We start from the raw sequence: 17,765 nt of genomic DNA on the forward strand, positions 1-17,765 counted from the left end.
AGCTGCGGATCATGAAATAGCCGCGAAACATTTTGCATGAATGACCGGGCAACTATGTTGACAGACACCGCATTGAAGCCGGCAAGCCTCAGCTTCGAGGAGGCAGCCGCGATGCCGGTGGCGGCGATCACTGCCCTGCAGGCACTGCGCGACAAGGCCCGGCTACAGCCTGGTCAGCACGTGCTGATCAACGGCGCTTCCGGCGGCGTCGGCAGCTATGCAGTGCAACTCGCCAAGGCGATGGGCGCGACGGTCACCGCGGTATGTAGCGGCCGCAACGCGGAACTGGTGCGCACCCTCGGTGCCGACCACGTGATTGACTACACGCAGGAAGACTACACTGAAGGTGACACCCGCTACCATGCGATCATCGACATGGTCGGCAACCACCCGCTGTCGGCCATGCTTGAGGTAACCGAGCCCGACGGGGTCCTGGTGCTGGTGGGTTCCATGGAGATCAACCCCTGGTGGGGTCCGCTGGCTCGACCGCTGCACGCAATTCTCCGCTCGCCCTTCGTATCGCAGCGATTGGAACCGATGCTGGCGAGCGTCACTGCCGACGACCTGGCCGAGTTAAGCCGCTACGCCGAGGCCGGCCAGCTCACTTCCGCTATCGACCGCCGGTTTCCGCTGGCTGAAGTGGCCGACGCCATTCGCTATCAGGAACAGGGGCGCACGCGCGGCAAGGTGGTTATTAATGTGCTGCCGTAGTGGCCACTATCGGCTTTACATCAATCCGCAACGCCGGAATTTTCTCCGGGGTTTTTTCCCCCTGATCCGGAACGGGTGGGAGCAGGATGCATATAAACCTCCCGATGTGGATAGGGGATTTTGATTCCGTTCTCCTTGAACGCATCCCACAGGAACAGCATGACTTGCCCCTGAACATTGCTGACGCCTTTTTCGGCGTCTGTAATCCAAAAGCGAAGGACAAAATCGAGCGAGCTATCGCCAAACTCCATGAGCAGGCACAAGGGCTCCGGGGTTGCCACCACACGCGGCGGGCGTTTGGCAGCTGCGACCGCGACCTCGATGACCTCATGGGGATCGGAATCATAGTGCACTCCGAACTCCACCTGGATACGGATCAGGCGATTGCCGTGCGACCAGTTAATAACCCTTTGGGTAATGAAATCCTCGTTGGGAATCAGAAAGGATTTATTACTACGCGTAATAATCTCCGTATAGCGCGCCCCCATATGCTCGACCGAGCCAAAGGTCGCGCTCTCTTCCAGCTCGATCACATCCCCGGGCTTGATCGATTTATCCATCAGCAGCAAAAGGCCGCTAAACAGGTTGGAGATAACCTTCTGCAGACCAAAACCAATGCCCAGGCCTACCGCACCGGAAAAGACAGCAAAGACGGATAAATCAATACCGGCGCTCGTCACCCCAATCAGCAGGGCAAAGGTTACAAGGACAATGCGGACTATCTTCGCAAACAGTACCTGTGAAGAGCGGGTAAGGCTCTTGCTTTTTAGAACTCGGCGCTCGGCAAAAGTGGAAATAAAAGTTGCCAGGTAAAGCAACACAACAAGGGATAAAATACTTTTGATCACTGCCAGGGCGGAAACATGAAAACTGCCCATGCTGAACGCCACCGTATCAAGTGCAACTGCAGCCTCATCCAGAATGCCAAAGATGCTGAGTGCTGCGATCGATAACATCGTAAGCGCAAAGAAATCACGCGCCACAACATTGGAGATAAACTGCATTGCAATACGAATGGCCATAAAGGCCAGCAGTAGTTTCATTACTCCGGTGGCCAATGAGACACGCAACAACAGGTATTCGGAAGAAGCGAATAAGGTGATGAAGAACAACGCGCCCAGCATCACCAGGGGTACGACAAGACTTTGCAAATTGTTAAGGGCGAGTTTCACCCGGACAGGCATGTCGGACCTATCAATCGAACCGCTTAAACGGTCGCGTACGGCACTGTAAACGAGCATGCCGAAAGCAAGGGCGAACATGATCATGATCGCCTGGTAGAAAGTGCTGGGCGCCCAGACTTCCTCCGCAAACCAATTCAGGATGCGGCTGGCCAACTGCTGTAATTTCGGATTTTCAAACATTACGTCACAGGTTAAATGATGGCCGGGGCGATGGGAATCCCGGTTTGCCTGATTTATCCAGCTTACCAATGAGCTCCGCCAGGCCGGTCGACAGCGCTCTTCGGCCCGACCTTCGGAAGTTTCAGACGAGATCGCGCGCTATGCGCTCGTCCCAGTTTTGGCTGAAAATCCGTTTGTCACCCTCATAGGCATCCAGGGCGGCGACAATGTGGAAGTGTGTCGGAGTGGAAGTGACTACCGTTCGTGTCTCGATATGGATCTGCCAGTCGCCGCGGCCCAGGCTGCGCTTGCGTAGTGTCTCGCCGCGCACGGTGTTCACGTCGTCGGCTACGCTGCTGTACCACTCCCGGGCACTCTGGCTTACTTCCAGGCCGATATCTTCCAGCACGTAGGTGCCCGCATCGTCGATCACCTCGAGCAGCGCAGTGTCCTCGGCTAGATCCATGTGCACCAGCCAATTGCGTCGTGGCGCCTGCACCGTTCGCATGGCTGGAGGTGGCGTGCCCCTGGGTTCGCCAAATGGTCGTAGCGTCTGGTCTTCCGCCCGGGGTGGACGCACCGGCACCAGGATGCCGGATTCAGCGTTGTAGAGCGTGATCTGCACGGGTTCGGGCGACGGCCAGGCCAGCGGCCAGTAGGATGTGGATACCGACAGGCGCAGTCGATGTCCGCGTGGAAACCGATGCGCCACGTCGTTGAGCGTGACGCGTACGCAATAGCGTTTACCCGGTTCCAGGGGCTCTGGCTCGGCGCTGCCCACGCGATGCGTGAGGTTCAGCAGGCCGTAGGTAACCCGCGTCACTTTGTCATCGGGCTGCACGTCTGAAAGTCGCAGGGCCAGCAGGGCGACGGGTTTGTCGGCAGACACCGTGAGCTCGGCGACCACCGGGCCCATGATTTCCACGTCTTCGTACAGTGGAGACGTCTGAAACACCAGCGCACCGCCGTCCTCGCGGCGCTGGTCGTGGGCCAGGTCCGGCCCGGCGGCATAAGAGCACCACTTGCCGGCAAACAATCCCACCGTGAGCGGCGATTGCAGCTTGAGCTCATGAGCCGGCACTTTGGTCCCCTCCGGCACCAGATGGTGATGAGAAAGCGCATAGCGGCGTGGTTCGATGGTCGGCGACGGCCAGGCGGGCTCGGCGACCCAGCGACCGGGACGTTCTACGTAGCTGGTAGTCGGCGGTACGCTGTCCTGCATCCACACTCGCAGTGCGGGCTCTGCCATGATGCCGGTGTCGATGTCCTTGAGCCAGTAATCCCACCAGCGGAGAGCCTCGCCGAGAAAATCGATGGCCGGACCCGGCTGGGCGATGTGCGGATAAGCGTGGCTCCAGGGGCCGATCAGCCCTTTGCAGGGACCAGGGAGGTTCGCCAACAGGCGGAACACGGCATTGGAATAACCGTCAGCCCACCCACTGATCGCATACACCGGACAGCGCACAGCATCGAAGTCCTCGCAGATGGAACCATGCTTCCAGTAAGCATCACGGCGCTGATGATGCAGCCATTGCGCCAGCCACAGCCCGCTGCCTTCGAGACGCGCGAGCCACATGTCGCGCCAGCGCTCCCCGACCAGCGCCGGGTCCGGGGGCAGCGCGTTGTAGTCGAACATGACAGAGGACCAGGAGAGGTTGTCCCCCAGCATGCAGCCGCCCATGTGGTGCACGTCATCGGCGTAGCGGTCGTCGGTGGAGCACAGGCTGATCACGGCCTTCAGTGCGGGCGGCCGCATGGCGGCGATTTGCAGGCCGTTGAAACCGCCCCAGGAGATGCCCATCATGCCCACGTTGCCGTCGCACCAGGGTTGCTCGACGAGCCAGCGGATCACTTCGCAGCCGTCGTCGAGTTCCTGGGGGAGATACTCGTCAGTGAGCACCCCATCGGATTCGCCGCTGCCGCGCAGATCTACCCGCACACAGGCATAGCCGTGGCCGGCCATGAAAGGATGGCTGATAGTATCCCGGCCGGCGGTGCCGAAGCGTTTACGGTATGGAATGTATTCGATGATCCCCGGGACCGGCGTGGAGCGGGCGTTTTCCGGCATCCAGATCCGCGCCGCCAGACGGGCCCCGTCCGCCATCGGGATCCAGATATTCTCGAGCTCCTCGACTGCGAACGGTAGTTCGGTAACGGTCTTCACGCGGCGTCCGGCCGGGGTTCCACATCGAAAGTCAGCAGCTCCAGGCAGGTATTGTACTTTTCCAGGAGCTGCTTCTGGCTGTCGGCCCCCAGGAAGATCTCGGCCAGCTCGAAGCTGTAGCTGTCCTGGTAGGGCAGGTGTTTGAGGGCAGTGCCCTCCGTGGCCAGTGGATGGATCCGGGCCTCGGGGAACCGTTCCTGAACCCGGGCGATCTCAACCGCCGTCGGCATGCCACGGACGATACCATCCTCGTGTACGCGGACCATGAACTTGCCGGCAACCCTGAAATCACCCTGACGGTGGGGAAACTCCGGACGTTGACCGAGCGCCAGGTCGACCATGACCTCCTGGTGAGAAGCGCCGTCCACCAGGCGGAACAACGGGCAGTGGGACTTCGAGATTCTGGCGTTGATCTCCAGCAGGCGGATGTCCCCGGTGCGGTGGTTCCAGTAGAACTCCATGTTGAACGGCGCGTTGTCATAGCCGATATGGGTCATCACCCGGGCGGCCGCTTCGATCATGCTGCTCTGCGTGCGCCTGGGTAGCCGGGAGGGATACTGATAACGCGCGAAGCTGGATCGATGCTTGCCGGAACGGATGGAGTCGACGACACCGTAGACCGCAACCTCCCCCCGGTGCACATAGCCCTCCAGCGTGCACTGCTGGCCGGTGGAGATCATGGCCTCGGCGATGCACCAGTGGCCGCCGATGCCGGCGAGGACGGCCGGCACCGTCAAGTGCCGAAGATATTGATCGAACGGGACGCCGAACAGGGCGATGCCGTCGCGAATCCTCTGTATGTGGCGGCGCAGCTCGTCCGCATTGTGGATTTTGAAGCCGAGATAAGAGGAGTGCGCCTTGATTGGCTTGATCCAGAACGGGTAGTCGAGCGTGATGGCAGTGACAGAAGCGTCGTCGAACGGATCCACGGCGCAAAACTCCGGAACCAGCGCCGGCACCACGCTCTGCTGCTCGAGTCGCGACCAGTATTTGTGCTCGCATCGGGCCACCGCCTCGTTGGACGGTCCGGGCAGACCGCGCTCGTTGCGCAGCACCGGCGCCAACGAGCTCGACGGGAAGTCCCAGAAGGTGGCGATGGCATCGATGGTCCCCGAGAAATCGTCGAGCTCAACTCTGGCCTGGCGCAGAAGCGCGTCAAAGTCGATTCGGCCCTCCCGGGGCCGAACTACGGCATCATAGCCCAGGAGGTCGATGAAGCTGCACTCGCCTGCCTGACGAATCGACTCCAGCTCACGCCGGTTGAAGTCGTCGAGGCCAACGATGAAGATGTTCTGCATGATGCCTCCCGTGATACCGCGCAGTGTCTGCAGTGCAGCAGAATACAGATCCAAGGCAATGTCCGGGCAACGGTGCCGGTTGCCGGTTTACCCACGGCTTTAGCGGCGGATTGCCTCATCCACCGCCTCATCCACTTGCGCCATGGCGTCTTCTATGGCGCGGCGAATGCAGACAGGAGTGCTCGGCTCGCCAAAAGGATACTCATTGGCCAGTTCCTCACATATCCGCCTGGCAGCTTCGGCGATACGCTGCTCCAGCTTTCTCACATCGACGGTGCGGCTCAGGTCCAGGTCCTCCAGGTTAACCGCTTCATCCCTCTCGACCGTAAGTACCTGTGTGGCGCCAACGCGCTCCTCCCGTTCCCTGGTGATGCGCGGCGCCACCACCAGGATCTCCTCTATTACCCGCTTGTCCTCGGCCAGGGCGGACGCGGCGGGAACCAGTGTCGCGGTGGGGAAAGTGGCGGCCAGCACAATTGCTACCAAAATATTTTTCTTCATGATGACTTCTCCCGGCTTATTGCTCGATTACGATTCTGGATTTCTGTTCGCTCACCCCCCAAGCATAGTCGCCAGGGCCACTCTTTCAAATATGGCCAGGATCTTCCAATACCTTGCGCACTTTCGCAGCCAGCTCCTGGCGACGATAGGGCTTGCTCAGTAAATCAATCCCTGGATCCAGTCGGCCATGATGAATGATGGCATCCTCGTTGTAGCCTGAAGTGAACAGAACCTTTAACCGCGGATTCAACACAGACGCAGCCTCTGCCAGCTGGCGACCGTTCATACCGCCGGACATCACCACATCGGTAAACAGCAGGTCGATACCTGTTGCGGAAGCAAGGATGTCGATAGCCTCCTGGCCGGAGCGCGCTATTGAGACTTGATAACCCAACCCTGCCAGGAGGGTGATGACATGGTTGCGAACAAGGTGGTCGTCTTCAACGACCAATATGTGTTCTTGTCCTCCCTGGGTCATTGATTGCGTGACCGACGGGTAGACCTCGCCCTCATCCGCTACAGCCCTGGGGAAATAGAGCTTGATCGTAGTTCCCTCCCCCTGTTCGGAAAAGACTTGTAGGTGCCCGCCCGACTGTTTGACAAAGCCATAAACCATGCTCAAACCGAGACCACTACCTTTCCCCGGAGGCTTGGTAGTAAAAAACGGTTCGAACGCCCGGGTCGAAACTTTTTCTGTCATGCCAAGACCCGTGTCTGAAACCGAAAGAAGTACATAGTGCCCCGGAACCAGTTCGTGATGGCTTGTCACAGATCTACCGTCAACAGCAATATTGACGGCTTCAAGAGTAAGGCGTCCTCCATCGGGCATCGCATCGCGCGAATTAATCACCAGGTTAAGCAACGCCGTCTCCAGTTGCCCTGGATCGATCTCTGCAGCCCACAGTTCGGCCGAGTGATTCAGTTGAAAATCAATATCCGCACTTAACGTCCGGCGCAGCAATGTCTCCATCCCCGCCATGAGACTGTCGACATTGATGCGCCGAGGTTCAAGCGCCTGACGTCGGGCGAATGCCAGCAGGCGATTGGTCAGCTCCGCACCTCGCTGGGCGGCGCTGACAGTCATCTCGGCGAGAAGCCGGAGTTGTTCCTGATCCGTGAGTTGCTCTTGCAGCAGTTCGGCATTGCCCAGAATTACGGTAAGGAGATTATTGAAGTCGTGCGCAACACCACCCGTGAGCTGGCCGACGGCCTCCAGTTTCTGGGCCTGTCGCAGCTGGCCAGCGACTTTACGCGATTCCGTGATATCACGCATGCTGCCCACCATACGTACGGCCGTGCCAAAAAGGTCGCGAATCACGAAGCCGCGGTCGATGACGGTCAGCGCTTTGCCATTGGCGTGCAGAAACCGGTATTCTTGCTGCCAAATGGTGTCTTGACCTTCAATGACAGCATGAATGCTGGACAAGACCGCGCTGCTGTCTTCCGCCTGAATACGGTTACTCCAGGACTCCCCGCCCGGTTCAATTTCGCTACGAAGGTAGCCGAACTGCTCTTCCAGACCTTCACTCCACCATAGTGTGTCCTTGACCAGATCCCAGTCCCAGATTACGTCATTGGCAGCCTTGGCCACCAGCCTGAAACGCTCGTCGCTGACGAGAGCGGCCTGCTCCATTAGCTTGCGCTGTGTGATATCACGCTCCACAGCAACGAAATGGCGAGTAGTGCCCTGCTCATCGGTTAACGGGATAATGTCCACTTCAAGCCACAGTTCGTCACCTGATTTGCTGTAGTTGATCAACTCGGCACGTACGCCTTCACCATTCTCCAGCGCAGATCGAATACGTGCGAGCTCTGAGCGCTGCGTGCCTGGCCCCTGGAATATACGCGGCGTCTTGCCAACGACTTCCCCTGGTGTGAATCCCGTGATCCTGGTTAGTGCATCGTTCGCATACACAATTTTTGGACCGTATGGCTCATCAATGGATTCCGCTTCAGTAATGAGCAGGATGTCATTCTGGTGTGATACCGCAGACTCCAATAGACGTAGTTGCTCATCCCGTTTCCGCCTCGAAGTGACATCGCGAAAATAGAGTGCCAAACCTTCAGGTACAGGGTAAGCATCTACCTCAATCCACATATCAAGTGGCGCGAAAAACTCCGTGAAATGCACGCTTTGGCGCCTGGATACTGCAGACTCATAGTGCACCATGAAGGGTGCGCTGGCTGTCTCCTCAAAGACATCCGATATATGCCTGTTTTCGGCTTCTACAGAGGCTTTTTGTAATAGTCGCTCTGTCTGGGGATTCAAGTAGGTGATCTCAAATTCCCTGTTCAACATCAATACTGCGTCACTTGTCTGTTCCAGCGTCTGGCGCAATTGCCGCGACAACTGCTCTGACTGCTCCCGGACTTCCACAAGATCAGTGATATCCTGAAATGCACCTCGAACAGCAATGATAGCGCCAGCGTCATCATATTCCGGCTGCCCGATGGCTCTCACCCATACGCGTCTGCCTTTTGCTGTTATTATCTGGGAAACTTCGTCGTAAGGTTCGCCCTCCTCAACGCACGCCGTGAACAGAGCGCCTATACGATCACGATGTTCAACAGAGTAGAAATTGATCCCCTCACTCACGGGAATCGGATTGTTCTGCTCCACTTCATGAATAGCTGCGGTTTCGTCAGACCACTCCAACATTCCACTCGCAAAGTCGGCCCGCCAGCCTCCCAGATGCGCATACTGTCCCGCAATCTTTTCAAGATTGGTTGCGGCTACCAGACGACTTGCAGATTCCAGTTCGGCTGTGATGTCCTGCACCACTCCGGTAAGAATTCGATTACCGTCAACGAAAGTGAGCTCACCTATGCCGCGAACATAAATGATCTCGCCACTCGGCCGAAAAATCCGATGCCCGAAGGTAAAATGCGAAGACGGTTTCTCTACATAATTCTGAATGTTTACCAGAATATCAGATCGATCATCCGGATGAACGACCGACAGGTACCCCTCCAGACTATTTTCGAGTTTGGACAGGTCGACCCCGTACAAAGTAATGAGATTCTCAGACCCTTCCAGGCACCCCGTATCGATATTCAGCTTCCAGATACCCAGGCCCGCAAGCCGTTTCGCAGTGTTCAGGTGGGCCTCTTGCTCGCGCAGCCTGACATTGATGGCGTGCAATTCCCGGGAGCGAAGCAAAACATCGAGAAAGCGGTGATCACCAATATTTTGCTGTATACCCGGCACCTCCGTGCTGCCAGACGTGCCGGAGACGATTTGGGTGACATCTTCCACTCGATGAATAATGTAGACGACTTGGCCGTCCGGACCCGCAACCGGCGTATTGACAACGCTCCAGTAGCGCTCCTGAAATCCCCCGCCAAGCTCAGCGGGGAGCGGTATTGGATAAAGGTGTAGCGGCATGACATCAACCGCTAATGTGGCCATAACTCGATCCAGGGAAGATCGCAGGTGGCTGGTGCTGTTCGCCAGCGGCTCGCTCGGGTCGTCTGGAAATACATCGAAGATATATTTCCCCTGGATGTCGTCCCGTGCTGTGAGCGTTGCCTCCAGATAGTTGTTACTCGCGGCGATAATACTGAGGTCATCGGGGTTCAATACCAGCATTTTTTCCGGTGAGCTCTCAAACAGCGAGCGGAAGCGGACAGCGGAGGCTTCTGCCTGTTGCCGCAGTTCCTGCTCGCGAGCGACCGAAAGGGCCCGATCCCTCTCCATCTCTACCAGCCTGGTGACATCTCGAACCGATACAAGCTTTGCCTTAACGTCCTGGTAGACAAGTGCATGAGAAGATACATCTACGTGAATCACTCTGCCCGATTTGGTTCTGTGGCGCCATGTGCCTGCCTGATCGAGGCCTTCCATGTGCTGTCTGACCCTGGCATCAAGTGCAGGTATATCCTCCTCAGGGCGAATGTCGCGAATTGACATGGAGAGGAACTCGGGCCTGGTGTATCCATAACGGGCAATGGCAGCGTCATTCACCTCGAGAAAGGCCAGTGACTCCAAATCATAGATCCACATGGCATCGGGGTGTTTTGCAAAGAAAAGAGATTCATTCAGGACTGTGTTCATCGCCGGCATATCCTTGCATGAGACTGGAGCCAAGAAAGCACTACGCAAATGATGTCGGTATCCAGCAGCTTATGCAGCAACACAATTGCGACCAGCCGCCTTGGCGCGGTACAGGGCACTGTCGGCTTTCGCGACCAATGTTCGGCGATCATCATCGGGAGCCCACTCAGCTACCCCCAAGCTGACGGTCACTGGATCCAGATTATCCAGCTGCACGCCAGCCACGCTTAGCCTTACTCTTTCGGCCAGGAGAAAAGCGTCTTGAAAGGTCGAGTTTCCAGCGATAATCAAAAACTCTTCCCCGCCCCATCGACCAAGATGATCGGAATCCCTGACTGTCAGGCCAACAGTGTCGGCAATCGCTTTTAACACCTTGTCACCGACAGCATGTCCCCAGCGGTCATTGAATAATTTGAAGTGGTCGACATCGAAAAGGATCACGCTGCAGGGGCGCCCATAACGGACCGCAGCCGCTATTTCCTTCTCAATAACTTCGTCAGTGTAGTAACGATTCCAAATTGCAGTCAGACCATCAACTCTCGCCAGGGCAGCGAACCTGCTACGCTGTTCTTCCAGCTGATCAGCCAGGCCTGATATCCGCCGTGCATTCAATGCCACCGCCAAATCCTCTGCCAAATCAGCGGCCGCCTTGATTTCCGCTGGCAACCAGGGACTGGTACCTCCATCAACACTGACAACCGCTGGTGTCGGTAGACTGGATAAATCACTGAGCGCAAGAGCGCTGTACGAGGACTTCGAATCCAGTGGATCCGAAACCCAATGCAACTGACGGGGCGTTTCCTCCCGGAAAAACAGGAGCCACCCCGGGGGAGATGTGGAGGGCAACCGCGCAGCCAGCAAGCCGCCAAAAGGAACCAGACCCTCTATGTCCGCCAGCACCGACTGCTGCAGCCTGTCGGTAAACCACGCTTCATCCCGGTGATGTCGGGCTATCAACTGCCGCCTGACGGCGAACAGGGCTTCGGCTGCAGGCGCGGCACCTACCACTGTGGCCTGGCGATCCGCCACCAACGCCACACCGGTACTACCCAGCAAATCCAGCCACTGAGCCCCGTGACTCTCCACAATTTGCTCTGGCTCCTTGATCCCGCTGAGACGATCACCTGTCAAGGTGCGACTTTCCAGCAATCGTCTTTCAAAACGCGTATGAGCTCGCAATTCGATAAATGCCAGACGCTGGGATGCCATCTGCGCCAGAGTCGAACAGGCATCCCGAATCAGGGGCGAAACCGGAGTCGCGTCTTTGGCATGGCATACAACGAGACCACGAAGCCCCTGCGTATCGGTAATCGTCAGATACAGCCCTGCCCGAACTCCTCGACGAATAAGTGAACGCCGGTGCACGGGAGCAATCGCCCTTAAATTGCCGTGGCCAAGATCCAGAGGCATCTGCGACAGCGGATGGCCTGATGTCACCAGGGCCACAGATGCGGCACCGGCGTCGGCAATCAGCCGAGTCGGATTTTGTTCGAAAGCCTCCCGAATCCTGGGAGGGAACTCATAGGATGGGACCCAGTTACCCAACACAGAGGTGACGCCTGCTGCCATGTGCTCTGCGGCGACAGTGGCACAGCCCTCCTCCTGCATTTCGAAAACCAACACTCGGTCAAACCCGGTCAGCTCTCTCACTCCTTGAGACAGCAACTTGAACAAGGACGCCGAATCTTCTGCCGCGGCCAGCTCACGCAGCCAAGTGTTTGTTTGAGCCAGAACCCGAGGCTGGGACAGCAAGGGGAGTGGCTCACATTCCACGACAACCCGGTCGTCGATCGCCCATGCCGTTATCTGGAAGGGACGCACGTCCCCACTGCAGTTCCAGTTCATCTCCTGGACCAACCGCTGCGTCTCACAGCCCCAACGGCTCAATGCCTCCAGCAATTGCTCCAAGCCAACATTGCGCAAGCTCCTCGAAGGTTCAACCAGCGCTTCATGGATATTCAGACCCAAAAGGTCCGGGCAATTGCTACTGGCCACCAGAAGATGTTTGAAATCGCGAGTGAAACACAGCAGGCAGCCGTAAGGCTGGATTTCCCCGGGAGCGGTCAAGGAATACCCTGCCCAGTCAACCGCAGCAGTTGGATCTTGAATAAATGTGTTCACAGGAGCGTACCTTTCAATTTTTGGTTAAATACCGCGTAAACCATGAAAGGAGCTCCTGACCAAATAAAGGTTTACTAATGTAGTAGCCTTGCGCCAGATCACAATTCACTTCCCGGAGAAAGTTCAAAGTCTCTGCGTCCTCCACCCCCTCCGCTGTCGCCTTCAGGCCGAGATTGTGGCCCAGGTCTATGATCGATCGCACTGCGGTACGGGCTTCCGCGGAGCGCCCAACCGCCATCACGAAACTCTTGTCTACCTTGATTTCGGAGAAGGGCAAACGAACAAGTTGCGCCATGGATGAATACCCAATACCAAAATCATCCAGGGAGAGATGAAAACCTTTCATTCTCAGCCGGGTCACCAGATCAAGGGAAGTCATGGGGTCATCCATCGCGCTGGTTTCGGTCAACTCAAGAATCAGCCTGTCAGGTGCAATTGCGAAGTCCTGACACAGCCCTTGCAGGTGGTCAGCGAAGTGGATGTCGCGCAAATTCTTCGCAGACAGATTGAACGATATGCTCAGCGGCAACCCCGAGAGCGGTGAGCCTTCACCGACCGCAGCGTGTTGAAACCAGTTGAGACCGCTAATCAGGATCGCGCGTGTGACCATATCCATCAATCCCCAGCTCTCGGCCTGCGGAATGAACTGGTCTGGAAAAATCAGTCCTTCGGTGGGGTGTTGCCAACGAACCAGGGCCTCGATACCGCAGATTTCACCTGACTGGCAGCTTACTTTGGGTTGATAGGCCAGTACGAACTGCTCATTCTCAACTGCTTCGCAAATCGATGACTCAGTCACGCTCCAGTCACTCTGGCGCTGCTTCAGGGGAAGTGCAGGGGTATCTGATTCAGCCTCGGCAATCATCGCTCGCAACTGGACAGCAGAAAAGGGTTTGTTCAGGACTCCAATGATGTCCAGTCCATGTTCCACCGCGGAGCGCCCTGCAGCGTCCAGTACCCGTCCGCCCAGGCCACTTATCACTATGATTTTTGAAGCACATCCTTGCTTGGCAAGGCGCCTCATCACTTCCACTCCGTCCATTTCCGGCAGCAGCATGTCCAGAGCGATGATATCGGGCTCGGACGCTTCCAGGCTGGCGAAGAACGCAGCCGGGGTGTGGGTAATGGTCGAATCAAGCCCACAACTGGAAACCACGGATGCGATCAACTGGGCAACTGGGGGATCGTCATCAAGTATCAGGACACGGCCTGTGTTCAAGGCTTTGGCACCATAGACTCCAAGGATGGCAGATCATGCAAGGAGAGTTCACTAAAGGCGAACAAGTATAGCATTTTAGGATGAGCGACCGGGCTTTTACTTGCGGATTTTCACCTTTCTGCTCGCTGAAATGAGAGCGCCCCGGAGGTACGCCGACTTCGAGGGTTGGCTGACTGGCAGTCAGGCGCGGTTCAAATCACGTCGTGGATCAACCCGAGCGCGACAGGGAGCATAGGCAAGTATTCCAGAGCCGTCGAGTCTGAAGTTGATGCGATTTGCATAGCCAGTTCCACCATCCCTCAAAGACAGATCCCGGGAAACCTCCCTGAATTTTTATTATGCAATTTTCTGCATAGGGCGCCGAAGTATTGGAGCAGCAGAGACCTGCCTGAAATCGCGACAGGTTCTTGGCGGCGCGCTTGTGTTGGCGGTACCCAGCGGGTAATCTGTGGCCATGTCTTCTTACGGATACCTGTTCATGTAATTACCGCGTTTTCCTGGCGATTGGGGTGTGCTTACCGCACATCTGCCATTTCCTCAGGAGAACTATATGAGCAACTTCCGCCTTCAAGGCCGTTTCCAGGCCAAACCACGTTTCAGTAATAAACTGCCCTCCCTATACCTCGACAGCCTCCGCAACTCAGCAGATGCGCATCACGTCGAGATTTACCTGGTCAACAATACCGGCCAGACACTGGCTTTCGTTGCCAGTCCGCAACCGCTGCTTTTCATCCCCACTCTGGCCATCGCGCCAATCGAGGATGACATTCTTCACTACGAAGATGTCGCCCCGGGAGAAGCCGTCAAAATCGCCGAATTCGACGAGGCCTATGACAGCGACTTCCTCCATCAGCTTCACCTCCTGTGGCAGCTCCCACAAGGTCCTGCACGGTCAGCCACGATCATCGACAAGGGCATCAAGAAGTTCCGCTATCGCGTATTGGAGTGGCAAGCCGATGCGTAACGATTGCCTGCGCGGGTACAGTTGCCCACTATTTCTGTTCGACCCCGAAGCGTGCCGCGGACAACTGCTGAATCCGGCAACTGGACTGGTCGTACTGGAATTTCCGAATCAGGTCTCCTGGGACGACACCTATTCCCTGCATGAAGCATCAGTCCTCAGCCCTGGGTTTGCAGGCTACCTTCACTATCTGGTGAACGATCATATTCTGTTCAACCACCCCACCTGTGAGGAGCTGGCCTGTGTAGAGGAGGAAGCGGATCTGGACGAAGACCCGGATGAACACCAGGACCATGTCGCCGAAAGCGACCTGGAATTTTCCACCGTGTGGTTTCGCTCACCGCTACAATTTACCGGACTGTCCGGTCTCTACGACCGCCTGGGTTTTTGCTTCCTTGATGGAGCACTTTACGCCCCCATGTACTGCGAGGTAATCGAGATATTGTTCTAGCTTCTTTCATCTGATATCCCTCGAATTTTTCTGGCACCGCCAACAATCAGCGTAATGTCATTACTGCAGACCCGCCAAGGCGCAGTGGCTCTCCGTGCAGCACATTGCCTTCCCTATCCATCGCGACCTGCTCGGCATCCGAGACCACCAGTTTGTACTCGCTGATGGCTCCCCACAGGAGCAAGTGACCCTCCGTCTTCCGGTAGTGTTCACGGATACGTTTTGCTGCGAACCTGGTTAGCTCGTCCCTCGACAATAGGCAGGCTTTCTCTGGTAGTGGCAAGCGGCGCATGTATTCTGTCCAGGCCAGCAGAAAGATCGGCTCGCCTGAACGCTTGAATTGCGTATCGACGAATATCCAGGGCTTGAAGAGCTGGCGCAAACGCCGCAGCTCCCTCTCAATGTCGTCAATTCGGCGGTCGGTCTCCTTTGCATCTACGGAGACAGCGCCAGCCAGCGCGCGCAAAAATTCCCGGCTACTGAACCGGAAATCGTACCGGCCCGCGCCCAATCCCAGGTCGGGATCAGCCAGCACGGCCTGCAGGCGTTTTCCTGCGCGCACCAGAGCTCGCTCACTGTAACCCATAGCGCGTAAAATATTGTCTACGCTTTCGCTGGCGACTCGTTGTTGCAAGCAAGTTTGTAATGTCGTGTTCATGGTAGATGGCTCCGTTCTGATGGCGAATGCCTGGAGCCGCTGGGCGAACTCCTGTTTAGCAGATAGTTTTACGTCGCCCTGCAAGTTGGAATAAAGCAGCGACAAATTTGATGATACGGCCTATCGGTCGGCGTGTCAGTAAACTCCTGGCTCAAGCACTGCGGCAATGCCTGATCTGTCGCATTTGGTGACCTATGAGCAGGGCCGGTTGCAGGGCAAGATGGACGGGCTCGGGTTTGATGAACTCAGGGACGAAGCCCACCTGCACGCCCTGACTGATGATGTAGTGCAGTCCAGTGAGATTGAGGGCGAGCATCTGTCCCAGGCCGAAGTCCGCTCCTCGATGGCCCGCCATCTCGGCATGAAGCACGTTAAGGATCTGGTGCCCTCGTCGTGTGACGTGGATGGCGTCGTTGAGATGATGACCGATGCTACCACCGGCTATAACCGCCCACTCACCCGCAAGCGACTATTCAAATGGCACAGCTCGCTCTTCCCTACTGGGAAAAGCGGTCTTGCCTCTATCGCGACCGGACGGTATCGGGATGGCCCGATGCACGTTGTGTCGGGCCCCGTAGGAAAGGAAAAGGTCCATTTTCAAGCTCCGCCGGCGGATAGTCTATCGCGGGAGATGGCGGTGTTTTTGGATTGGTTTGAAGACACGGGAGATATGAACCCGATTCTCGCCGCCGGGCTCGCTCATTTATGGTTCGTAACCATCCACCCTTTTGATGATGGCAACGGACGCATCGCGCGCGATTGCAGACATGGCTCTTGCTCGCGCCGAGAATTCATCACGTCGCTACTATAGTGTGTCCAAACAAATCCGCAGAGAGCGCAGCGTTTACTACAAGATGCTGGAGATGACTCAGAAAGCTGACTGTGACATCACCGCGTGGCAGGAATGGTTCCTGCGGTGCCTGAAACGTTCCATCGACAGCGCCGACGAGGTTGTTGACGGCGTGCTGCAAAAAGCACGCTTGCCAGGCTGACAAAGAGCTCTCAGGACACCGCGCTACGCGACATCAAAGACCTGATCGCGCTAGGCGCTTTAACACAAGACCTCGGTGGAGGAAGAAAGCCGGTGCGTACCATTTTCTGCACCAGCCACACTTCCTCGTTGGTGCAGCGGGAGGAGGATATGGCGCCAATACTGGTTCTGCCGTGGCTCGCCTGAATCGCCCTGAGACGCTGAGCGGCGAGGGTGCCCTGGATCTCGTCGCAGGCGCGTACACAGCGGGAGCAGACGATGCATTTGGATGGATCAAAGGTGAAATAGGGATTGGAGACATCCTTTTCTGCCGCCAGGTGGTTTTTACCCTCGAAACCGTAGCGTACCGCCCGCAGCCCCACCTCGCCCGCGGTATCCTGCAGTTCGCAATCGCCGTTCGTCGGGCAGGTCAGGCAATCCAACGGGTGATCGGAGATATACAGCTCCATCACATTGCGGCGCAGACCAGCCACAGTGTCAGTTTGGGAGCGCACAGTCATGCCCTCGTCCACCGGGGTGGTGCAGGAGGCGGGAAAGCCCCGGCGGCCCTCAATCTCCACCAGGCCGCCGCGACGGATGTTGCCGGCAAGCTGGAACGGCAAGGTGCCACGGGAACGGCCCATGCCGTAATCTTGCTAGAAATCCGCACCCTCCGCGAGGATGGTGGTGACCGCCGCCAGGGTCAGTACGTTGTTGACCACCGTGGGCTTGCCGAACAGGCCCTCAATCGCAGGCAAAGGTGGCTTGACGCGCACCATGCCCCGCTTGCCCTCCAAGCTGTTGAGCAGGGAGGTCTCCTCACCACAGATATAGGCACCAGCCCCCAGGCGCACCTCCAATTCGAAGCTGCGGTCATCGCCCAGCACCGACGTGCCGGGATAGCCGGCTTCCCGTGCAGTATCGATCGCCTTGTGAAGCATCGCATGAGCTTTCGGATACCCGGACCGCAGATAGATAAACCCCTGCGTCGCCCCCACGGCCAGGCCGGCGATCAGCATGCCCTCGATCAATTGGAAAGGATCGGCCTCCATTAACAGTCGGTCGGCAAAAGTGCCGGAATCCCCTTCATCGGCGTTGCAAACGATGTACTTCTGCTCTGACGGCGTATCCAGCACCGTCTGCCACTTGATGCCTGTGGGGAACGCAGCGCCGCCGCGACCGCGCAGGCCGGACTGTTTCACTTCATCGATAATGGACTGCGGGGTCATGGAAAGCGCCGTCTCAAGGCCGCGGAATCCACCCAGCGCGCGGTAATTTTCCAGAGACAGGGGATCGCCCTTAAAACCTATGAAT

Annotated in this window: 13 protein-coding genes and 1 pseudogene; 5 read left to right on the plus strand and 9 right to left on the minus strand. The window is 57.1% G+C overall.

All coding sequences use genetic code 11. The annotated features are described in order from the left end of the window. Positions 1 to 54: 54 nt before the first annotated feature. Positions 55 to 711 carry an NAD(P)-dependent alcohol dehydrogenase gene (locus tag Q6D67_RS18430; protein ID WP_304707139.1) on the plus strand — a complete coding sequence of 219 codons (657 nt, stop codon included), beginning with the start codon at positions 55 to 57 and terminating at the stop codon, positions 709 to 711. Positions 712 to 731: 20 nt separating this feature from the next. Here Q6D67_RS18430 and Q6D67_RS18435 read toward each other — a convergent pair whose 3' ends face one another. The 7 genes from Q6D67_RS18435 to Q6D67_RS18465 all read right to left on the minus strand — a co-directional run bounded on the left by Q6D67_RS18435 (position 732) and on the right by Q6D67_RS18465 (position 13,411). Beyond that, positions 732 to 2,075 (minus strand): mechanosensitive ion channel family protein, encoded by a 1,344-nt coding sequence (locus tag Q6D67_RS18435; RefSeq protein WP_304707140.1) that lies wholly within the window; start codon positions 2,073 to 2,075, stop codon positions 732 to 734. Between the two features lie 121 nt (positions 2,076 to 2,196). Beyond that, positions 2,197 to 4,218: a CocE/NonD family hydrolase gene (locus tag Q6D67_RS18440; protein WP_304707141.1), complete on the minus strand. Its 2,022-nt coding sequence runs from the start codon at positions 4,216 to 4,218 to the stop codon at positions 2,197 to 2,199. Continuing rightward, complete coding sequence (locus Q6D67_RS18445; RefSeq protein ID WP_304707142.1) at positions 4,215 to 5,570, minus strand: acetyl-CoA carboxylase biotin carboxylase subunit family protein; 1,356 nt, start codon at positions 5,568 to 5,570, stop codon at positions 4,215 to 4,217. The genes Q6D67_RS18440 and Q6D67_RS18445 overlap by 4 nt, the downstream gene beginning before the upstream one ends. A gap of 45 nt (positions 5,571 to 5,615) precedes the next feature. Continuing rightward, on the minus strand, positions 5,616 to 6,017 hold the full coding sequence (locus tag Q6D67_RS18450; protein WP_304707143.1) for a UrcA family protein: 402 nt from the start codon (positions 6,015 to 6,017) through the stop codon (positions 5,616 to 5,618). 85 nt (positions 6,018 to 6,102) lie between these two features. Continuing rightward, complete coding sequence (locus Q6D67_RS18455; RefSeq protein WP_304707144.1) at positions 6,103 to 10,071, minus strand: PAS domain S-box protein; 3,969 nt, start codon at positions 10,069 to 10,071, stop codon at positions 6,103 to 6,105. Positions 10,072 to 10,140: 69 nt separating this feature from the next. Beyond that, positions 10,141 to 12,192: a sensor domain-containing diguanylate cyclase gene (locus Q6D67_RS18460; protein ID WP_304707145.1), complete on the minus strand. Its 2,052-nt coding sequence runs from the start codon at positions 12,190 to 12,192 to the stop codon at positions 10,141 to 10,143. Between the two features lie 13 nt (positions 12,193 to 12,205). Then, complete coding sequence (locus tag Q6D67_RS18465; RefSeq protein ID WP_304707146.1) at positions 12,206 to 13,411, minus strand: EAL domain-containing protein; 1,206 nt, start codon at positions 13,409 to 13,411, stop codon at positions 12,206 to 12,208. A 550-nt stretch (positions 13,412 to 13,961) separates the two neighbouring features. Here Q6D67_RS18465 and Q6D67_RS18470 point away from each other — a divergent pair. After that, a complete protein-coding gene (locus Q6D67_RS18470; protein ID WP_304707147.1) occupies positions 13,962 to 14,375 on the plus strand; it encodes a hypothetical protein in 414 nt (137 codons plus the stop codon). Continuing rightward, on the plus strand, positions 14,368 to 14,823 hold the full coding sequence (locus Q6D67_RS18475; RefSeq protein WP_304707148.1) for a hypothetical protein: 456 nt from the start codon (positions 14,368 to 14,370) through the stop codon (positions 14,821 to 14,823). The genes Q6D67_RS18470 and Q6D67_RS18475 overlap by 8 nt, the downstream gene beginning before the upstream one ends. Positions 14,824 to 14,869: 46 nt before the next feature. On the opposite strand, the gene Q6D67_RS18480 is transcribed toward Q6D67_RS18475, so the two are convergent. Next, positions 14,870 to 15,481 carry a hypothetical protein gene (locus tag Q6D67_RS18480; RefSeq protein ID WP_304707149.1) on the minus strand — a complete coding sequence of 204 codons (612 nt, stop codon included), beginning with the start codon at positions 15,479 to 15,481 and terminating at the stop codon, positions 14,870 to 14,872. A gap of 166 nt (positions 15,482 to 15,647) precedes the next feature. Between Q6D67_RS18480 and Q6D67_RS18485 the strand changes: the two genes are divergently transcribed. Together Q6D67_RS18485 and Q6D67_RS18490 are read left to right on the plus strand one after the other, a co-directional pair. After that, positions 15,648 to 16,292, plus strand: a complete 645-nt coding sequence (locus tag Q6D67_RS18485) for a Fic family protein (protein ID WP_304707150.1) — start codon at positions 15,648 to 15,650, stop codon at positions 16,290 to 16,292. A gap of 52 nt (positions 16,293 to 16,344) precedes the next feature. Beyond that, complete coding sequence (locus Q6D67_RS18490) at positions 16,345 to 16,473, plus strand: hypothetical protein (RefSeq protein ID WP_304707151.1); 129 nt, start codon at positions 16,345 to 16,347, stop codon at positions 16,471 to 16,473. Positions 16,474 to 16,483: 10 nt separating this feature from the next. Here the strand turns inward: Q6D67_RS18490 and Q6D67_RS21895 are convergent. Beyond that, positions 16,484 to 17,746 (minus strand): annotated as a pseudogene (locus Q6D67_RS21895) (2Fe-2S iron-sulfur cluster-binding protein); the annotation flags it as partial. Positions 17,747 to 17,765: the final 19 nt, after the last annotated feature.

Origin of the sequence: Haliea sp. E1-2-M8 (assembly GCF_030649675.1) — a bacterium.
Classification (GTDB): domain Bacteria; phylum Pseudomonadota; class Gammaproteobacteria; order Pseudomonadales; family Halieaceae; genus Haliea.